The organism is Clostridium estertheticum subsp. estertheticum, assembly GCF_001877035.1.
Taxonomy (GTDB): Bacteria; Bacillota; Clostridia; order Clostridiales; family Clostridiaceae; genus Clostridium_AD; species Clostridium_AD estertheticum.
The window spans coordinates 1,321,883-1,337,661 of sequence record NZ_CP015756.1 but is presented as its reverse complement, the minus strand read 5'-3'; the positions used below and the strand labels follow the sequence as shown (position 1 = coordinate 1,337,661).

Genomic DNA, 15,779 nt, shown 5'->3' with positions numbered 1-15,779 from the left:
ACTATCATAATTATAAAAAAATAAATGTCAATTCTTATGTAACAAAGAACTGACATTTATTTTATTCATTACTTATTCCAAGACCCCTCATAGCATGTAAAATATGAAGCTTCATCGCTGTTTTTGCACCCTCTGCATCCCTGGCCTCTAAAAACTCCATAATCATATGATGATCATTTAGCGTATCGCAAATTATGGTTTCATTTTCATAGGATAAAATGACGCCCTTATCAATTGCTTTGTAAAGTATAGGCATTAACTTATTCACAAACTCATTATGAGTTGCCTTTGCAATAGATTTATGAAAAGCTTGCTCCGTCTCAGTACGATCAAGCTTATTTAAAATTTTATCTTCCTCTAATCTACCATAATACAGTATTCTTGCAAGCTCCTTGTCTGTTGCTCGCTTTGCAGCATAATAAGCAGTTTGAGGCTCAAAAATCAATCTCATTTCATACAAATCTTTAACATTCATCTTAATTGTAGAAAACTCTTCTAATCCAAAATCCCCATTAAGCTTTTCATGATTTGTCACATATGTTCCTTTGCCTCTCTTAATTTCAAGTATATTGTGAGTTACTAAAATACGAATACCTTCTCGAAGTGTAGTCCTACTTACTCCTAGTTGCTTCGATAGTTCATTTTCATTTGGTAGTTTATCTCCAATAACAAATTTTTTATCTATAGTAATCATTGCAAGGATATCATCAGCAACACTTTGAGATAAGTTTTTTTCTTTTCTTGACATAGGATAACCTCCCACATTATAACATTTCGTAATTTTAAACAACCATACTATCACAAAGTGTTTATTTTATCATACTGTTATAAATAAAGCCCTTCCATCTTATTTAATATTCCATTTAGGCAAGGCATTTCGCAGTGATTGCATATCTGTAGCATCTATTTGATTCAAACTGACATTTAGCTCAGTTAGATTAATCAACACTTTTAAAGGTTCTATATTAGTAATTTGATTATTACTTAAATTTAATGAAGTTAAATTAGTCAAATTCTCAATCCCTGAAAGATTTGTGATATGTTTATCTTTAGCATCTTGCAAACTTGTTATCTTATCAACATCAGACTTTAAAATATCTCCAGTTGGTTTTTGAATGGCATCTCTTATTAGTTTTTCTAAATTTCCATCTGGAAATGTTATAACTTTACTAGCTTCAACCTGATTACTGACACTTGTTATATTTTGCTTAGGAGTAATAACTGTATTCACATTGCTAGGCATTTCCAGTTCTTTATACTTAGTATTGCCCGGAGAATAATCTTTTATTTGATTAGTGTCTAAATACAAATCAATCAGGTTAGTAAGTCCCTTTAATGGCTCTATATTACTCGTTTGATTTGCTGCTAAATTCAATTTGGTCAAATTAGTTAGTCCTTTTAAAGGTTCTATATCGCTCATCTTATTCGCAGATAAATTCAAACTAGTCAATTTAGTGAGTCCCTTTAAAGGTTCTATATTGATCATCTTATTCGCAGCTAAATTCAAATCGATTAGGTTAGTAAGTCCCTTTAATGGTTCTATGTCACTCATTTGATTTGCTGCTAAATTCAAATTTGTCAAGTTGGTAAGTCCTTTTAAAGTTTCTATATCACGCATTTGGTTATCAGCCAAATTCAAATTTGTCAATTTAGTAAGTCTCTTTAAATGCTCTATATTACTCATTTTGTTTGCTGCTAAATCTAAATGAGTCAATTCAATAAGCCCTATCAAAGGTTCTATATTATTAATTTTATTAGCTGCTAAATTCAAATTAGTCAAATTTGTTAATCCCTTCAAAGGTTTTAAATTACTAATTTGATTGTCACTTAAATCTAGACATACTAAATTAGTCAGATTTTCTATACCTGAAAGATTCTTAATATGTTTACCTTTAGTATTTTTTAGGTTTGTTATCTTATCAACATCATCCCTTAAAATATCTCCGGTAGGGCATTGTATATAGTCCCTTATTGTTTTTTCCAAATTTTTATCTGGAAATGTAATCACCATACTCTCTGTTACCTGGGCACTTACAAATGTTAGTTTAGCTTTATTATTTAATGATGAATTTTTTACGAATCTATAACCACCAAAACTAAAGACAACTAATATAATCAAAAAAATACTTCCCCACTTAAATTTGATATAATTAACCTCTGTCATTTTTATAATCCCCCATTTGTACTAATAGCTAAACTACACCATATATTCTATTTAAAACAAAACTTTAACAATTGAGGGATTTGTATTTTTCATTTTGTCCTATGCTCCAAAAAATTTCAAATACTTCCCCTGTATCTTAATTTTTTAATAAATAAGCATTGTACATTTTATATTTATAAATTTAATCTTGAGTTACAAATAAACATCTGAAAGTTCCACACGTATATTTTCATTTTCACTTTTCCCTTTACTATTATATAACATATTGTCATGTGTCACCTTACTAGCTGGAAGTTCAACTGTAAATTTGCTTCCTTTTCCGAATTCACTTTCAGCATATATAGTGCCTCCATGTAATTCCACAATGGACTTAACTAAACTTAAGCCAATGCCTGTGCCTTCAGAATTTCTTGATAACGATTTATCTACCTGCTTAAATCTATCAAAAATCATACTCAAGTTTTTTTCTTCAATTCCTATGCCGTTGTCCTTGACTGAAATTTCAAAGTATTTATCTTTATCCTTGAACTCCACAAGTATTTCATCACCTTCATTTGAAAATTTTATGGCATTTGATATAAGATTTAATAATATTCTTTGTATCATCTCTGTATCGCATGCAACAATTTTTTCCTCCGTATCTGTATCAAAAATAATACGTATACCTTTAATATCAGTAATATTAGTTACAGACATTACTATTTCTTCCACGACTTCAACAATATTATTATTTGATAAATTTAAATTAAAGAATCCGGCTTGAATTTTTGATGAATCAACTATATTATTTATAAGTTTAGATAACCTATATGAATTTAATTTCATTGAGTCAAGATATTTAATGATTGTTTCCCGCCGCTCATCTAATGAACCGTTATCACAATATATTTGAAATAATTGTATGGCTGAAAAAATTACATTTAGTGGTGTTTTAAGTTCATGCGAAATGTTTGCAATAAACTCTTCATGTGAAACAAGTAGTTTATTCAATTCTTTATTCACTTCATTTTTTTTCTTAACTTCCTCATACATAAAATTTGAAATATAATTAATAAATATAATATTACCCACAATAAGTACAATTCCCATAACGATCAATAAACATCGCTGAATTATTTGAGTATTTGCAACTTTATTACGCGAGCTATTTACCTCTAAATCAATTTGTCTTATTAGTATATTATCAGTCATGATAAAATTGTCCACTAACTTTTTCCCTTTATTTAAATTAATCTTAGCCTGTATTAATTTTCGATTATCGACTAATTCTATTTGTTGTTTATAAAAATTTTGGATAGACTTCATCTGCTGGTTAAGTTTATTTGTAATACCAAGACCAAGTGTTGTATCCTTCAAGTTATCCAAAGAATTATAATATTCTTGTACTTGTTTATTTCCTAAATAATAGGGTTCTAAAAACTCTTTATTTTCTGAAATCATATAACCCCGAATACCTGATTCTTGATTAATTAATGACGTTAGAATTTCCGTTGAAAAGATTTTTGCCGGAATTATTTTTTTAATAATAAAATCAGATTCACTGCATACTTTATTCATACTATAAATGCTAAATAATATTATAATTAATGATAAACAAGCAATTGAAAAATACCCTAAAACCATAGTTCGCCTACTTCTAGTCCTATCCATAATATTTATCCTCATTTCAAAAATAACTTTTGCTACTGCAAATTAAAATTTATATATTCCAGTAACATATTACCACATTTTCTTACAAATTACTACAAATTACTTTGTTCCAAAATGGTATTGTTATTTTGTTTTTTGTAAAAATAAAGTTATCCAATTCTCAATATTGTTTTATGTATGTTCTATACTTATTGATTGGTTCCCAATTCAATTTTTGATTTTTTTATCATTAGGAATCCATAAATTAATATACTAATGGCAAAAATCCATGGAATTATTGTTAGAACTGCCGGTGCAATCTCTATATATTTTGTTGTTAGGTTATCCTCGAGTATCATTTTAAGGGAAGTATGGGCTAGTATCCCACCGCCCAAATATATAACAATAGGATGTTTTCTCATTAAATTTGCAACAATTTGACTTCCAAAAAAAATTATTGGTACATTTATCAAAATACCAACTATAATTAATAATACACTTCCATTTGCAGCACTTGCTATTGCAATTACATTATCAAGACTCATACTTATATCTGCAATAATAATTATAGCCACAGCTTCCCAAAATTTCCCTGCTTTCTTCACAGTGCAGTCATCTTCTTGAGCTTCAGGTTTAATGAAATCCCATGTAATTTTCACTAAAAATAAACCACCAACTAATTTAATATGTAACCATTGTATATTCATTATTAAAGTTATAATACAAGCAAATACTATTCTTAATCCAATAGCTCCTGTTATTCCAATCAAACTCGCCTTTTTAGCATATGCAGGTGGTAATTTTTTTGTTGCCAAAGCAATAACACCAATATTATCGCCAGATAATGTTAAATCAAGTATGGTAATCTTAAGTATTCCTATAATTAAAAGCACTAAACTTTCCATTTGAATCCTCTTCTCTCGTTTTTTTAATGTAGCATTTATAAATGATCATATCATTAATTCACAAAAAACTTCATAGAAACTCTATGAAGCGTTTAATTTTCACAAAAATGAATTTTACTCTTTTCTATTTACGCTAACTAATAAGCTTTAACCCCTACCATTATACAGTATTATGCTGCTTTTTCAATACAATTCATAAATTTTATTTTATCTTACAGTATTTTCATTATAAAAAAAGGCTAATCCAAAATAATTATAGATTAACCTCTTTTTTTAATATATTCAATTTTATTTCAATACTTTCAACATGGTTTCCAGTATAGCAATACCTTCTTCCTTATATACCACTGACAACATGTATAACTCTCTAACAGCTTCTAGTGCCTTTTGAACACTCTCTTTACTCTTAGTGTTGACGTAATACCAGTGATTGCCGTCGCTGCTTCTTAACTCTTTCATATCCTTACTAGTATGTTCATTTAAGTTCCAATAGCTTTTAACTGGTTTCTTTACTACATCTTCAAGATGTTTTCTACCTATTAATGGCATCATAATTCCCCCTATTTTATATTATTAAAAATTACTAAATAGGATATCATTATATATGATTCGACATAAATAATCTATACGCTCATAGTCTATATTTATAATCACATATTATGCTAAGCTTATATTAATCGATCTAAGCAATTCCATTGCTGCTTGTCACACTTAAGACAACGCAAACTATCATCAAGACAATCGCAAGTATAATTGCACTCATACCAGCAAAAATCCCAAAAGCGTCAGATAATGCGCCTGTTATAATTGGCATTATAATAGCTCCAATACCCCCAACCATAAGGAGTACTCCCATTGACATAGGGTAATCCTTAATAATTTTCCCGACACTTGAAACTGTTGTAGGATATATGCCTGCCATAGAAAATCCTAATCCCATTATGGCTATTGTTATAATTGTTATATTCTGAGACGATAACAACAACAAATAAAATGCGACGGTCCCAAGGCTTGTTACTAAAAGTAATTTTTTCTTAGATACCTTGTCCCCTAAAAACGCACAGGTTAACCTTCCAATAAGTATGACTATCCATAACAGTGAAGCAAGCACTTGAGCATATTGTATAGTCATAATATTTGAATCTATAAAATATTTAACCAACCACCCATTTATAGTTGCCTCTGCACATAAATAAAAAAACATAATACCAGCTGTAATCCAAAAAAATTTGTTTTTCATAAATTTATAATATACTTTGATTTGTTTCATTTTTTTTGCTGTCTCCCCTATTTTCATTTTTGAAAATAGATAAATAGAGATACATGCAAGAATAATAATAACGACTGAAGCTATTTTCCAGCCAAAATCACCCGCCATATTTGTACATATAATTACTAAAAACGGAGCAGCTAAAGCTCCAACTGCAAAAATACTATGTAAAAAATTAAGTGCTGCTGAGCTACTTCCGGACACCTCATTTACAACGGTGTTGTTAAAATTAGAGATGCTCCCCCTACTTATTCCAGTAAACAAGAATCCTAAAATGAGTAACACTGGATTACCTGTCAAAATCATTATTAAAAAGCCCATAATAACAAAACTACATAAAAACATTATAGCTTTTTTTCTTCCTAAATAAAGAGGTAACACACCTGCAATAAATCCCGATATTAGGTTACCTACTTGATGAGCTGAAAGTAAAAGACCGCTCATTGTATTGTTTAGACCATACTCACTACTAATAATTGGCAAAAGCGAACCTAAAATCATGGCATATAGCCCATTGACTGCAAAAACAAAAAAGCAACAATTTAAAATGTACTTCCTGTCTTTATCAAGCGCTGAGTAGAATGATTGCTTTTTCATATAAATAAAATCCCCCTTATGGTGTATCTTAATATAATTACTTTCGATTTTATACTCCACCTATATAATTGTCAACGGAATAGAAATCCACCTTCCGACGATTTCTTTAGGCCTTTGGGATAAATTGATTCTTCTTCCATCTTCCGGACCTCAGGTAAATTATACACATTACAAGTGATGCGAATGTTGCAAGCGGCGATGCAAACCCAATTTCGTACAGCGTTATACCTGCCATTTTACTTAAAACAAAGGACAACGGAATACGAATAAAAAAAGTAGCAATTAAACTATGAATCATTGGAAATAAAGAATTGCCACAGCCACTAAAAAACGAATTCATACAAAATACAAAACATACCAAAATACAGTCAATACTGTATGATTTCAGATATAGTGAGGCTGTTTTTATAACCTCAACATCCCTCGAAAACAATGCTGTCAGCGACGTTGGATTAATTTGTACATATATATAACATATTATTCCTATAATTAACGAACATCCAATTCCTACATACAAACACTGTTTCGCTCTTTCCTGCTTTCCCGCACCCATGTTCTGAGCTGTCATTGCTGCAATTGCCGAAGCAAACGCAATAGTTGGAAGCATTGTAAATACAATTATTTTTTCTACAACACCTACAGATGCAGAGGCCATAAGCCCCATCACATTAATAACCGCTGTAATTATTATAAAAGAAACGTTAATTAAACCATCCTGTAATGCTATTGGCAGTCCTAACTTAAATACTTTTTTTGCTTTACCTGATTCAAGTTTAATATGGCTGCGATTGAACTCAAAAACAAAACCTACCTTTTTTACATACACGACCCCAATTATGAAACTTATAGCTTGAGCTAATATAGTGGCAATTGCCGCTCCTGGTGCACCCATATGTAAAACACCCACTAATATTAAATCTACAACAATGTTAGTTACGCAAGCTACTGTTATAAAGTATAATGGAGCTTTTGAATTGCCTAATCCTCGTAGAATACCACTTAACGCATTATAACCTATAATAAATGGTATACCACAAGAACATATTAAAATATATTGTTTTGTATATTTTAATGCCTCTGCTGGTGTATTCATTAAACTTGTAATAGTACCTGTTAGTAGCACCATACTTACAGTCAAAGCAGCAGCCATTATAGCAAATATACAAATTATAGTTCCAATCGACTCCACAATATCCTTATATTTCTTTGCACCCAAATAGTTGCCGATTATAATTGTACCGCCCGTGGTAAGTCCAAGAATAACTCCTGTAATTGTCTGCATAATCTGACTCCCTGTTGCCACCGCAGAAACTTGTGCAGAATTATCAAACTGACCAACAACTAGCAAATCTGCTGCACCATAAAGTGCTTGCAGCAAACTTGCTAATAAAAACGGAAATGCAAATTTTAATAGTGTAGGAATAACCTTCCCCTTCGTTAAATCATTATCTTGTTGCATTAATATATAACCTCCTAAAAACAAAAAATGCTGGATAAGACAGTTGATTTTATCCAACCATCTTATCCAGCATATAGTTATATACCCTCCGATGAATATACTAACCGTAACACATACACAAATCATTGTCAAAATATATAAGTAATTCATTCATAGTTATTACCTCTTAATAGCTTCTATGGCTACATTTTGAATGTTTTTATGTGTATCAAAATCCGGTTTACCTGCATCTAAAATTTGTTTAATAACTTGTGATTTTTTTATTATTTTGCCTCCTTAAGTTTAATAATTATATCATCTGCCTTAAGCTCTTCATGACATTCAATTGTGAAAATCATTTGTGCTGATGGTGCACTATCTATAGCTTCTCCGTTTTCTTTTTTCATGCTATTAAGTTTAATATTCTTGTTATCGCCCTTTGGAACTAAAACTTCAACAGCATCACCATTGTAGACTTTATTTTTTTGCTGTATTGTTGCTATATGAGAATCTTTGTTATAGTTTCTCACAATACCTACAATGTCATAATTACGAATGTATGCTGAGCTTTCATAACTCTGTTTTATCTCTTCATCAAAGTAGAAGCCAGTAGTATAAGGTCTGTGACTAGGCTTTAGAAGATAATCTGCCCATTTAGAATCAAAAACATATTTTTTAGGATCTTCTATGTATTTATCAATGGCTTCTCTATAGGCTTTTACAACAGATGCAACATAATATACACTCTTCATCCTTCCTTCAATTTTAAGAGAGTTAATTCCAGATTCCATAAGTTCAGGGATATGTTCTATCATACATAAGTCCTTTGAATTCATTATATAGATTCCATTGTTATTCTCAGTAATTTCATGACGTTCTCCGGATTCATTTTCTTCTATCAGATGATATTTATATCTGCATGGTTGTGCACATTCGCCTCTATTTGCATCTCTACCTGTTAAATAATTTGATAACATACATCTACCTGAATATGCCATGCACATTGATCCATGAACAAAAGCTTCTATATCGCAGGTTTTCGGAAGTTTTTCTCTCAAAATTTTGAAATCATTTATACTCATTTCTCTCGCCATTACTACTCTTTTAACACCTAATTTGTGCCAAAATAAAGCAGATTTATAATTTACACAATTTGCTTGAGTACTTAAATGTATCTCAAGATTTGGAACTACTGCTTTAGCAGTTTCAATGATTCCTGGATCTGCAACAAGTATTGCATCAACCCCAATTTCATATAACTCTTTAAGATAATCCTCTATTTCTGCTAAATCATCATTGTGAGGAATTATGTTTAATGTAACATAAATTTTTTTACCCCTAGAATGTGCAAATTCTAGTCCTTCTTTTAATTCTTCAATATTAAAATTGTTTGCAAATGCTCTTAGATTCAGTTTACTTCCTCCAAGGTAAACAGCATCCGCGCCAAAATTTATAGCTGTTTTAAGTTTTTCTAAGTTCCCCGCTGGAGCTAAAAGCTCTGGTTTAGTCATAACTGATTTCTCCTCATCTTATCGCATGCTAATATTATTTATGAATGTTACAAACACTGCTTTGAGTGACCATGATAAATGAATTAGAAGTCAGAATATAAATCTGGATTTTTACTATTGCTCTCTATTGAAGAGTATTTAGCTACAAGCATTCTTACACTTACTTCATTTTTTTCTATAAAGTCAGTAAAATCTATAGAGCCTGAATTAACTTTTAACTGAGCTAATCCCAAAAGAAAATCAACCATTTTCTTTGTAGGGATTTCTCCATAAACTTCTCCGAACTTCGCACCACCTGAACCTACTCTACCATTAAAAGATATAGAATATACAGGAACTAATCCATTATCTGCCTTCTTCTTCTTTCCCATAAATCCAATGAGACCTTTCTGAGGTTGTGCACAGGAATTATGACATCCAGATATAAGTATTCTTGGAAGTGCGCTTTGTATATCAATGGATGTATTTTTAAAAGCCTCAATTATATTATGAAATAAACCTTGAGAATTATTAATACCAAATTTGCAAACCTTAGGCCCTACACATATTACAGAATTATATATATTGAATGTAGATGAAAAAGCAGATATTATTTCTATCAAGCCTTCCACATCCTTCTCCTCTAAATCCCTCACAAAAAAGCCTTGATTCATAGTAAGTCTTATGGATGTTTCATAATTTAAGTTTGTTATGTAATCTAATACTTTATCCAAATCGTTAATACTAATATCTCCATTTTGCGGATGAATGTATAAAGAATAATATCCTAATTGCTTTTGTGTGTATATTATATTTCTATATTCCTTTTTCCATGATAATTTATTGTCCATCCTATTGTTATCTATCACTTCTTCTTTTGAATCTATATTGAGTTTTAAGTCCTGCTCTGTTTTCAATTTATTTAGCTCACTTCTAAACATTTTGATAAATTCTTCTTCACCTAATCTTTGAACCACAAATCTTAATCTAGCCTTTTGTCTATTAGTTCTGTCGCCTTCTCTCTCAAAAACTTGTTTCATAGCTTGTACATAATATAATGCATCTGTATCTTCTATAAAATCTTCCAGTTTTAGAGCTACCCTAGCACCACTACCTAATCCGCCACCACCGTAAACTTCAAATCCTCTTTTACCTTCAACTATTTTCGCTATGAAACCTATATCTGTAATTGTGGCATTAGCAGTATCCTCTGCACTATTTGAAAAAGCTATTTTATATTTCCTTGGCAATTTAAGATTTGCTGGATCCTTCATCATATAATTTGTAACCTCATTCATATATGGAGTAACATCGAACACATCATCTATCGAAACTCCAGAAAGAGGAGAACATGTTATATTTCTTATTCCATCACCGCCAGCGCCTCTTGTGATTAAGCCGGCTTTTACCAATTCATCAACTACACTATCCAAATATTCCAATTTTACTGAATGAAATTGAATATCCTGTCTTGTTGTAAAACGCATTTTTACTACATCGCATTTCTTAGCTATCTTACTTATAGCCTTTAATTGTTTAAGTGTTGTAACCCCTCCAGCAATTCTCGGTCTAACCATATATGTATCATTCAACCTTTCCTTGTAAATCCCCATAATGGAACTGAATGATTTCATATTATCTAATTTGCCTTCTTTGTATTGTAACAATTTATTTTTAAATTCTTGAATACTACTTAGAATTTCTTCTGTAATTATTATCAATTTAATCCCCTTTCAAAACTTATCCACACTTCTTAGTCTCTCAAGTGTCTCCACTATACTTGCACAAATTGATTACACCTACATATTAGTATAGTATAATTTAGTTATCAAGAAATAAAAGTGCAATCTGTACTAGTACAAAATTAAAGGAGTTGCTTATATTGTTAAAATACGAAAAGATTATTGACTATATTCATAATGGAATTTCAGCTGGAAATTTCACCTACAAAAAAAAATTACCCTCTATTAGGACTATATCCCAACTATTTAATTGCAGTATTGGTACAGTTTTAAAAGCCTATGATAAACTTGAAAAAGATAATATTGTTTACCCATCTCCCAAAAGTGGATACTACCTATTAGAGGATTTCCATAATACTAATTCCACTAACAATACTATTATTGATTTTTCATCAGGAGTTCCAGATATTGAAAGCTTTCCTTATAAAGATTTTCAACACTGTTTGAATAAATCCATAGACTTGTACAAAGAAACCTTATTTACTTACTCAAATCCCCGAGGATTGAATTCATTAACACATGTATTATCAAAACACTTTCAACAATATCAAGTATTTACAAGTTCAGACAACATTGTCATTACATCCAGTTCTCAACAAGCACTAACCCTATTGTCAATTATGCCATTTCCAAATGGTAAATCTAACATTCTTGTTGAGCAACCTACTTATTATGGAATTATAAAAATTTTAGAATTAAATAATGTTTCCGTATTAGGAATTGAAAGGGGGCTTAATGGAATAGATTTATATGAACTAGAAAACACGTTTAAGTATGGCAATATCAAATTTTTTTATACCGTCCCTAGATTTCATAACCCAACTGGAACCTCTTATAGTAAAGAGGAAAAAGAATCTATTGTAGCTATGGCGCAAAAATATAATGTATATATTGTTGAAGATGATATTGTTTCCGATTTAGACATAAATAAAAAAAACGACCCCATGTTCACTTATGACACTACTGAAAAGGTTATTTACTTGAAAAGTTATTCAAAAATTCTTATGCCTGGACTAAGAGTTGCCGCACTCATATTGCCAAGCTTACTAATAAGTACTTTCCTAAATTATAAAAAATGGACAGATATGAATAGTCCAATACTATCTCAAGGAGCACTTGAAATCTATTTAAAAAGTGGTCTATTTGATATACATAGAAACAAAATGAGCACCCTATACTGTGACAGAATGACTTATTTAAAAAATACTATATCTTTGCTTCAACAGTCTAAAATAAAATGGAACATTCCTAAATCCGGGTATTTTTCTTGTATATATGTAGATGATTCACTACAATATGATAAAATAATAAGCTCACTATTAAATAACAATATTAAAATGCTAGATACAAATTTATGTTTTTTGGAACAAAATAGAAATGATCATTATTTTAGAATAAGCATTAGTAATGTAAATGAGGAGAAAATAAAAAAAGGCATTCCTATAGTAATTGATACTATTCAAAAATATATGATATAGCTATTATCCATATTTAATTTGGTTTATCTGCAATGGAAAAAGACTCTAGCACAATCTGCTAGAGCCTTTGAGCTATTGTTCCTATTACCTACTCCCCCCCGTACAATTTGATAGTGTTAACACTATCTTTGTTTTATTTATTTTAAACCCTGCTGTTGCAAGGAGTGTAGCTGTTTTTAGCTCAAAAAAAACAATGACCCCCTCTGTTTGGTATAATTGTTGTATCTAAACTCAACAAAAATTCCCGAAAGAAGGTGTCATTGTGAGTCCAATTATATCAATGTTAGTTACTTATAATCAAGTATTACTTTCTCAAATTAAACAATTACTTATTTTTATTGCTAAAAATATACCATTAAAGGTTCCGAAATACGATATGACAAGTCCTAAATATAAAAAACTTACTGTAGATAAATTGCCAATTATTAAAACCTTTGAAAAGCTTGATTACAGGCAACTCTTAGCTGAGTATAAACGCAGTAATGGCAAGGATAAAAAGCCTGTCAATTCTCGCGGTAAACATCCTATATCCTCTGATACTATATGCCCTCAATGTGGTGCTCCGCACACCTATATCTACGATAACGCCGGAGGCCGCGGGCAGCTTTGGTGCAAAGTTTGTGATATGCATTTCAATAAAAACAAGGATGATTTCAAAACCGAAAAACTCATTTGTCCATTTTGTGGACATGCCCTAAGTAAAAAGAAGGACCGCAAAAATTTTTATATCCATAAATGCGTTAATAAAAAATGTAGCTTTTTCCTTCAATCTCTTGCAAATCTTTCAATGGAAGACATTAAGGAATATAAGAAAGATAAACACAAATTTAAGCTACATTACATCTACCGTGAGTTTACCACTAATTATTTTGATGTAGATTTATCTTCAATGCCAAAAGGTGCTACTAGCCTCAAGTTCAGAAATTTTTCTTCACATGTAATGGGACTCTGTCTAACATATAACGTTAATTTAGGACTATCTACACGCCGTACGGCACTTGCTCTTTGGGAAATCCATGGGGTGAAAATATCTCATGTCATGGTTAGTAGATACGCCATTGCAGCTGCCGCTTTTGTCAAACCATATGTTGACAACTATGATTATAAGCCCACTAATTATCTTGCTGCTGATGAAACCTATACTAAAGTAAAAGGAGTTCATCAATATATCTGGCTTGTTATGGATGCCATCAAGAAATCAATTTTAGGATACCAAGCCTCTTTTAGTCGTGATACTGGCCCTTGTATTTTAACTATGCGTATGGCTTTTGATAAGTTCAAAGAGTTTCCCGGAAAATCACTTAAATTCGTTGCTGATGGCTATACTGCATATAAGCTCGCTGAGCAACAGTTTAAACTTAACGGCATGGACTTCGATGTAATCCAAGTAATTGGTCTTACTAACTCCGATCCTGTTTCAACCGAATATCGTTGGCTTAAACAAATAATAGAGCGTCTTAACAGAACATTTAAATTTTCCTATAGGGTTACAAATGGCTTTGGTAGTGAAGAAGGTTCCAACACGCACTTGGCGTTGTTTGTAGCATATTACAACTTTCTCCGCCCACATAGCTACGCTTATTGGGGGCCATTGAACTCAATACCTGAACTTGAAAACATTTCTACTATGCCAGCAAAATGGCAAAAGTTAATCGAACTTTCACAGCAACTTATAGTAGAAAAACAGGTTGTATAAGTGAATTTACCTTTTAATATAGTTTGAATTTTCTTACCCGGCAGGGTTCCGTAAAAAAGGAACAATCTGATCAGGTATATTTTTGATGCAATTTTTTATTCACCTGGAACAAAATCCTTAATTAATACACATTCTTTAAGATACTCTTACTAATATTTTCTGCGATAAGGTATATTTTCAGTTATAATCGAAAGCACATGCCCTAATTTTACCAATTAGTGTTTTTTCATAAGTTAGTTAACACTATCTACAATTTTAATTTTTATTTTTTCAAAGCATTTTCTATAGATTTGAGATATGCTTTACTCGTAACTGTAGCCCCACTTACAACATCAACATTAGTATCCTGTTTTTTAATAACTTTGTTAAACAGTTCTCTAGATACTTCTAATTTCTCAAAAACCACACTTTTAACAACATCAATTTTGGTTACCTTTTTATCTTTTATAGTAACATTAACTTCATTAGACCATCTTCCCCCATTATATTTGCCTGTATAAACTCCATCTTTAAGTTGCGAAGCATCACTGGGTTTAATAATCATATTCTTGCCAGAATTTAATCCTCTTGTCATATAAAAACCACCACCAACAATAATCAATACCAATAAAAAAATAACACCTAAAATAATTTTAATAAACATACTCATAATAATCTCCCCTCACTTTTATTATCCATCTTATTAATATTTAACTGCATTTTCTGCATCACTCTTCTTGCTACCTCTAATTCATCTTTATCTATATCATTAAACAACTCTTGAGTAAATGATGTACCTTCCCCTCTAATCTTTGTCCAAAAATCAAAACTGTTCTCTGATAACTTAAGTCTAGTTACACGTGCATCTCTTTTATCCTTTTGTAAAATCAACAATCCCTTTTGTTCTAGCTTTAAAGCAACCTGTTTAACATTCTGATGAGAACTCCCCATCGCCTTTGCAACTTCTTTTATTGTAGGTGGCTTATCAAATAAATTATCTATAATAACTGATAAAAACCATTGCTTTGTTGTAATACCAAATCGTTTAAATTCTCTTTCAAGCATAGTATCTACCCTGTTAGCAACTATAAAAATTACACCAAATAAATATTGTGTATCACTCATCTTTTCAATCTTACTCATAATTAACTTCCTCTCTTGTGCTTCTAATATATCCTCCTTATAAGTAACATGTTACCTATATAGATAATATATTACCTTTCCATTGGTCTGTCAATATTTTTTTAATAATCTTATTTTCTTTTTATGAAATCATCTCCTGCGGAGCTGCAGATTAACGACTTCAGAAGGAGATTCATACTCCCACTGAAGTTTTGTTTTTGATAAGGTAGTTAACTACCACTTATAGAAGTGGGCGACTTTCCTTCTAA

At 30.9% G+C, this 15,779-nt stretch carries 13 protein-coding genes; 2 read left to right on the top strand and 11 right to left on the bottom strand.

Features of this window, described 5'->3' with window-relative positions; all coding sequences use genetic code 11:
• Positions 1-61 precede the first annotated feature (61 nt).
• From A7L45_RS06260 to A7L45_RS06220, 9 genes are all read right to left on the bottom strand, one after another.
• Positions 62-748, bottom strand: coding sequence for a FadR/GntR family transcriptional regulator (locus tag A7L45_RS06260; protein ID WP_071611977.1), 687 nt, complete (start codon positions 746-748; stop codon positions 62-64).
• 99 nt (positions 749-847) lie between these two features.
• Positions 848-2,164 carry a leucine-rich repeat domain-containing protein gene (locus tag A7L45_RS06255; protein WP_071611976.1) on the bottom strand — a complete coding sequence of 439 codons (1,317 nt, stop codon included), beginning with the start codon at positions 2,162-2,164 and terminating at the stop codon, positions 848-850.
• 192 nt (positions 2,165-2,356) lie between these two features.
• The gene (locus tag A7L45_RS06250; RefSeq protein ID WP_071611975.1) at positions 2,357-3,814 is read right to left on the bottom strand and encodes a sensor histidine kinase; all 1,458 of its coding nucleotides are present in this window, start codon (positions 3,812-3,814) and stop codon (positions 2,357-2,359) included.
• Between the two features lie 188 nt (positions 3,815-4,002).
• Complete coding sequence (locus tag A7L45_RS06245) at positions 4,003-4,698, bottom strand: YjbE family putative metal transport protein (protein ID WP_071611974.1); 696 nt, start codon at positions 4,696-4,698, stop codon at positions 4,003-4,005.
• Between the two features lie 288 nt (positions 4,699-4,986).
• Positions 4,987-5,250, bottom strand: coding sequence for a hypothetical protein (locus A7L45_RS06240; RefSeq protein ID WP_151553341.1), 264 nt, complete (start codon positions 5,248-5,250; stop codon positions 4,987-4,989).
• Positions 5,251-5,380: 130 nt separating this feature from the next.
• Entirely contained in the window at positions 5,381-6,565 is a 1,185-nt protein-coding gene (locus tag A7L45_RS06235) for an MFS transporter (RefSeq protein ID WP_071611972.1), read from the bottom strand.
• A gap of 106 nt (positions 6,566-6,671) precedes the next feature.
• Positions 6,672-8,024, bottom strand: coding sequence for an MATE family efflux transporter (locus tag A7L45_RS06230; RefSeq protein WP_071611971.1), 1,353 nt, complete (start codon positions 8,022-8,024; stop codon positions 6,672-6,674).
• A gap of 263 nt (positions 8,025-8,287) precedes the next feature.
• Positions 8,288-9,514, bottom strand: coding sequence for a peptidase U32 family protein (locus A7L45_RS06225; RefSeq protein ID WP_071611970.1), 1,227 nt, complete (start codon positions 9,512-9,514; stop codon positions 8,288-8,290).
• 83 nt (positions 9,515-9,597) lie between these two features.
• Positions 9,598-11,214 carry a nitrite/sulfite reductase gene (locus A7L45_RS06220; RefSeq protein WP_071611969.1) on the bottom strand — a complete coding sequence of 539 codons (1,617 nt, stop codon included), beginning with the start codon at positions 11,212-11,214 and terminating at the stop codon, positions 9,598-9,600.
• Between the two features lie 161 nt (positions 11,215-11,375).
• Here A7L45_RS06220 and A7L45_RS06215 point away from each other — a divergent pair, with 161 nt between their 5' ends.
• Together A7L45_RS06215 and A7L45_RS06210 are read left to right on the top strand one after the other, a co-directional pair.
• Complete coding sequence (locus tag A7L45_RS06215; RefSeq protein WP_071611968.1) at positions 11,376-12,713, top strand: aminotransferase-like domain-containing protein; 1,338 nt, start codon at positions 11,376-11,378, stop codon at positions 12,711-12,713.
• Positions 12,714-12,975: 262 nt separating this feature from the next.
• The gene (locus tag A7L45_RS06210) at positions 12,976-14,409 is read left to right on the top strand and encodes a DDE-type integrase/transposase/recombinase (protein WP_084647343.1); all 1,434 of its coding nucleotides are present in this window, start codon (positions 12,976-12,978) and stop codon (positions 14,407-14,409) included.
• 262 nt (positions 14,410-14,671) lie between these two features.
• Here the strand turns inward: A7L45_RS06210 and A7L45_RS06205 are convergent, their stop codons facing one another.
• Together A7L45_RS06205 and A7L45_RS06200 are read right to left on the bottom strand one after the other, a co-directional pair.
• A complete protein-coding gene (locus tag A7L45_RS06205; protein WP_071611967.1) occupies positions 14,672-15,058 on the bottom strand; it encodes an FMN-binding protein in 387 nt (128 codons plus the stop codon).
• Positions 15,055-15,531 carry a MarR family winged helix-turn-helix transcriptional regulator gene (locus tag A7L45_RS06200; protein ID WP_071611966.1) on the bottom strand — a complete coding sequence of 159 codons (477 nt, stop codon included), beginning with the start codon at positions 15,529-15,531 and terminating at the stop codon, positions 15,055-15,057. The genes A7L45_RS06205 and A7L45_RS06200 overlap by 4 nt, the downstream gene beginning before the upstream one ends.
• Positions 15,532-15,779: the final 248 nt, after the last annotated feature.

What these genes read in the sequence shown, in the direction of transcription:
- A7L45_RS06260 (WP_071611977.1), bottom strand. Translation starts at nt 748, where the DNA reads ATGTCAAGAAAAGAAAAAAACTTATCTCAAAGTGTTGCTGATGATATC.
- A7L45_RS06255 (WP_071611976.1), bottom strand. Translation starts at nt 2,164, where the DNA reads ATGACAGAGGTTAATTATATCAAATTTAAGTGGGGAAGTATTTTTTTG.
- A7L45_RS06250 (WP_071611975.1), bottom strand. Translation starts at nt 3,814, where the DNA reads ATGGATAGGACTAGAAGTAGGCGAACTATGGTTTTAGGGTATTTTTCA.
- A7L45_RS06245 (WP_071611974.1), bottom strand. Translation starts at nt 4,698, where the DNA reads ATGGAAAGTTTAGTGCTTTTAATTATAGGAATACTTAAGATTACCATA.
- A7L45_RS06240 (WP_151553341.1), bottom strand. Translation starts at nt 5,250, where the DNA reads ATGATGCCATTAATAGGTAGAAAACATCTTGAAGATGTAGTAAAGAAA.
- A7L45_RS06235 (WP_071611972.1), bottom strand. Translation starts at nt 6,565, where the DNA reads ATGAAAAAGCAATCATTCTACTCAGCGCTTGATAAAGACAGGAAGTAC.
- A7L45_RS06230 (WP_071611971.1), bottom strand. Translation starts at nt 8,024, where the DNA reads ATGCAACAAGATAATGATTTAACGAAGGGGAAGGTTATTCCTACACTA.
- A7L45_RS06225 (WP_071611970.1), bottom strand. Translation starts at nt 9,514, where the DNA reads ATGACTAAACCAGAGCTTTTAGCTCCAGCGGGGAACTTAGAAAAACTT.
- A7L45_RS06205 (WP_071611967.1), bottom strand. Translation starts at nt 15,058, where the DNA reads ATGAGTATGTTTATTAAAATTATTTTAGGTGTTATTTTTTTATTGGTA.
- A7L45_RS06200 (WP_071611966.1), bottom strand. Translation starts at nt 15,531, where the DNA reads ATGAGTAAGATTGAAAAGATGAGTGATACACAATATTTATTTGGTGTA.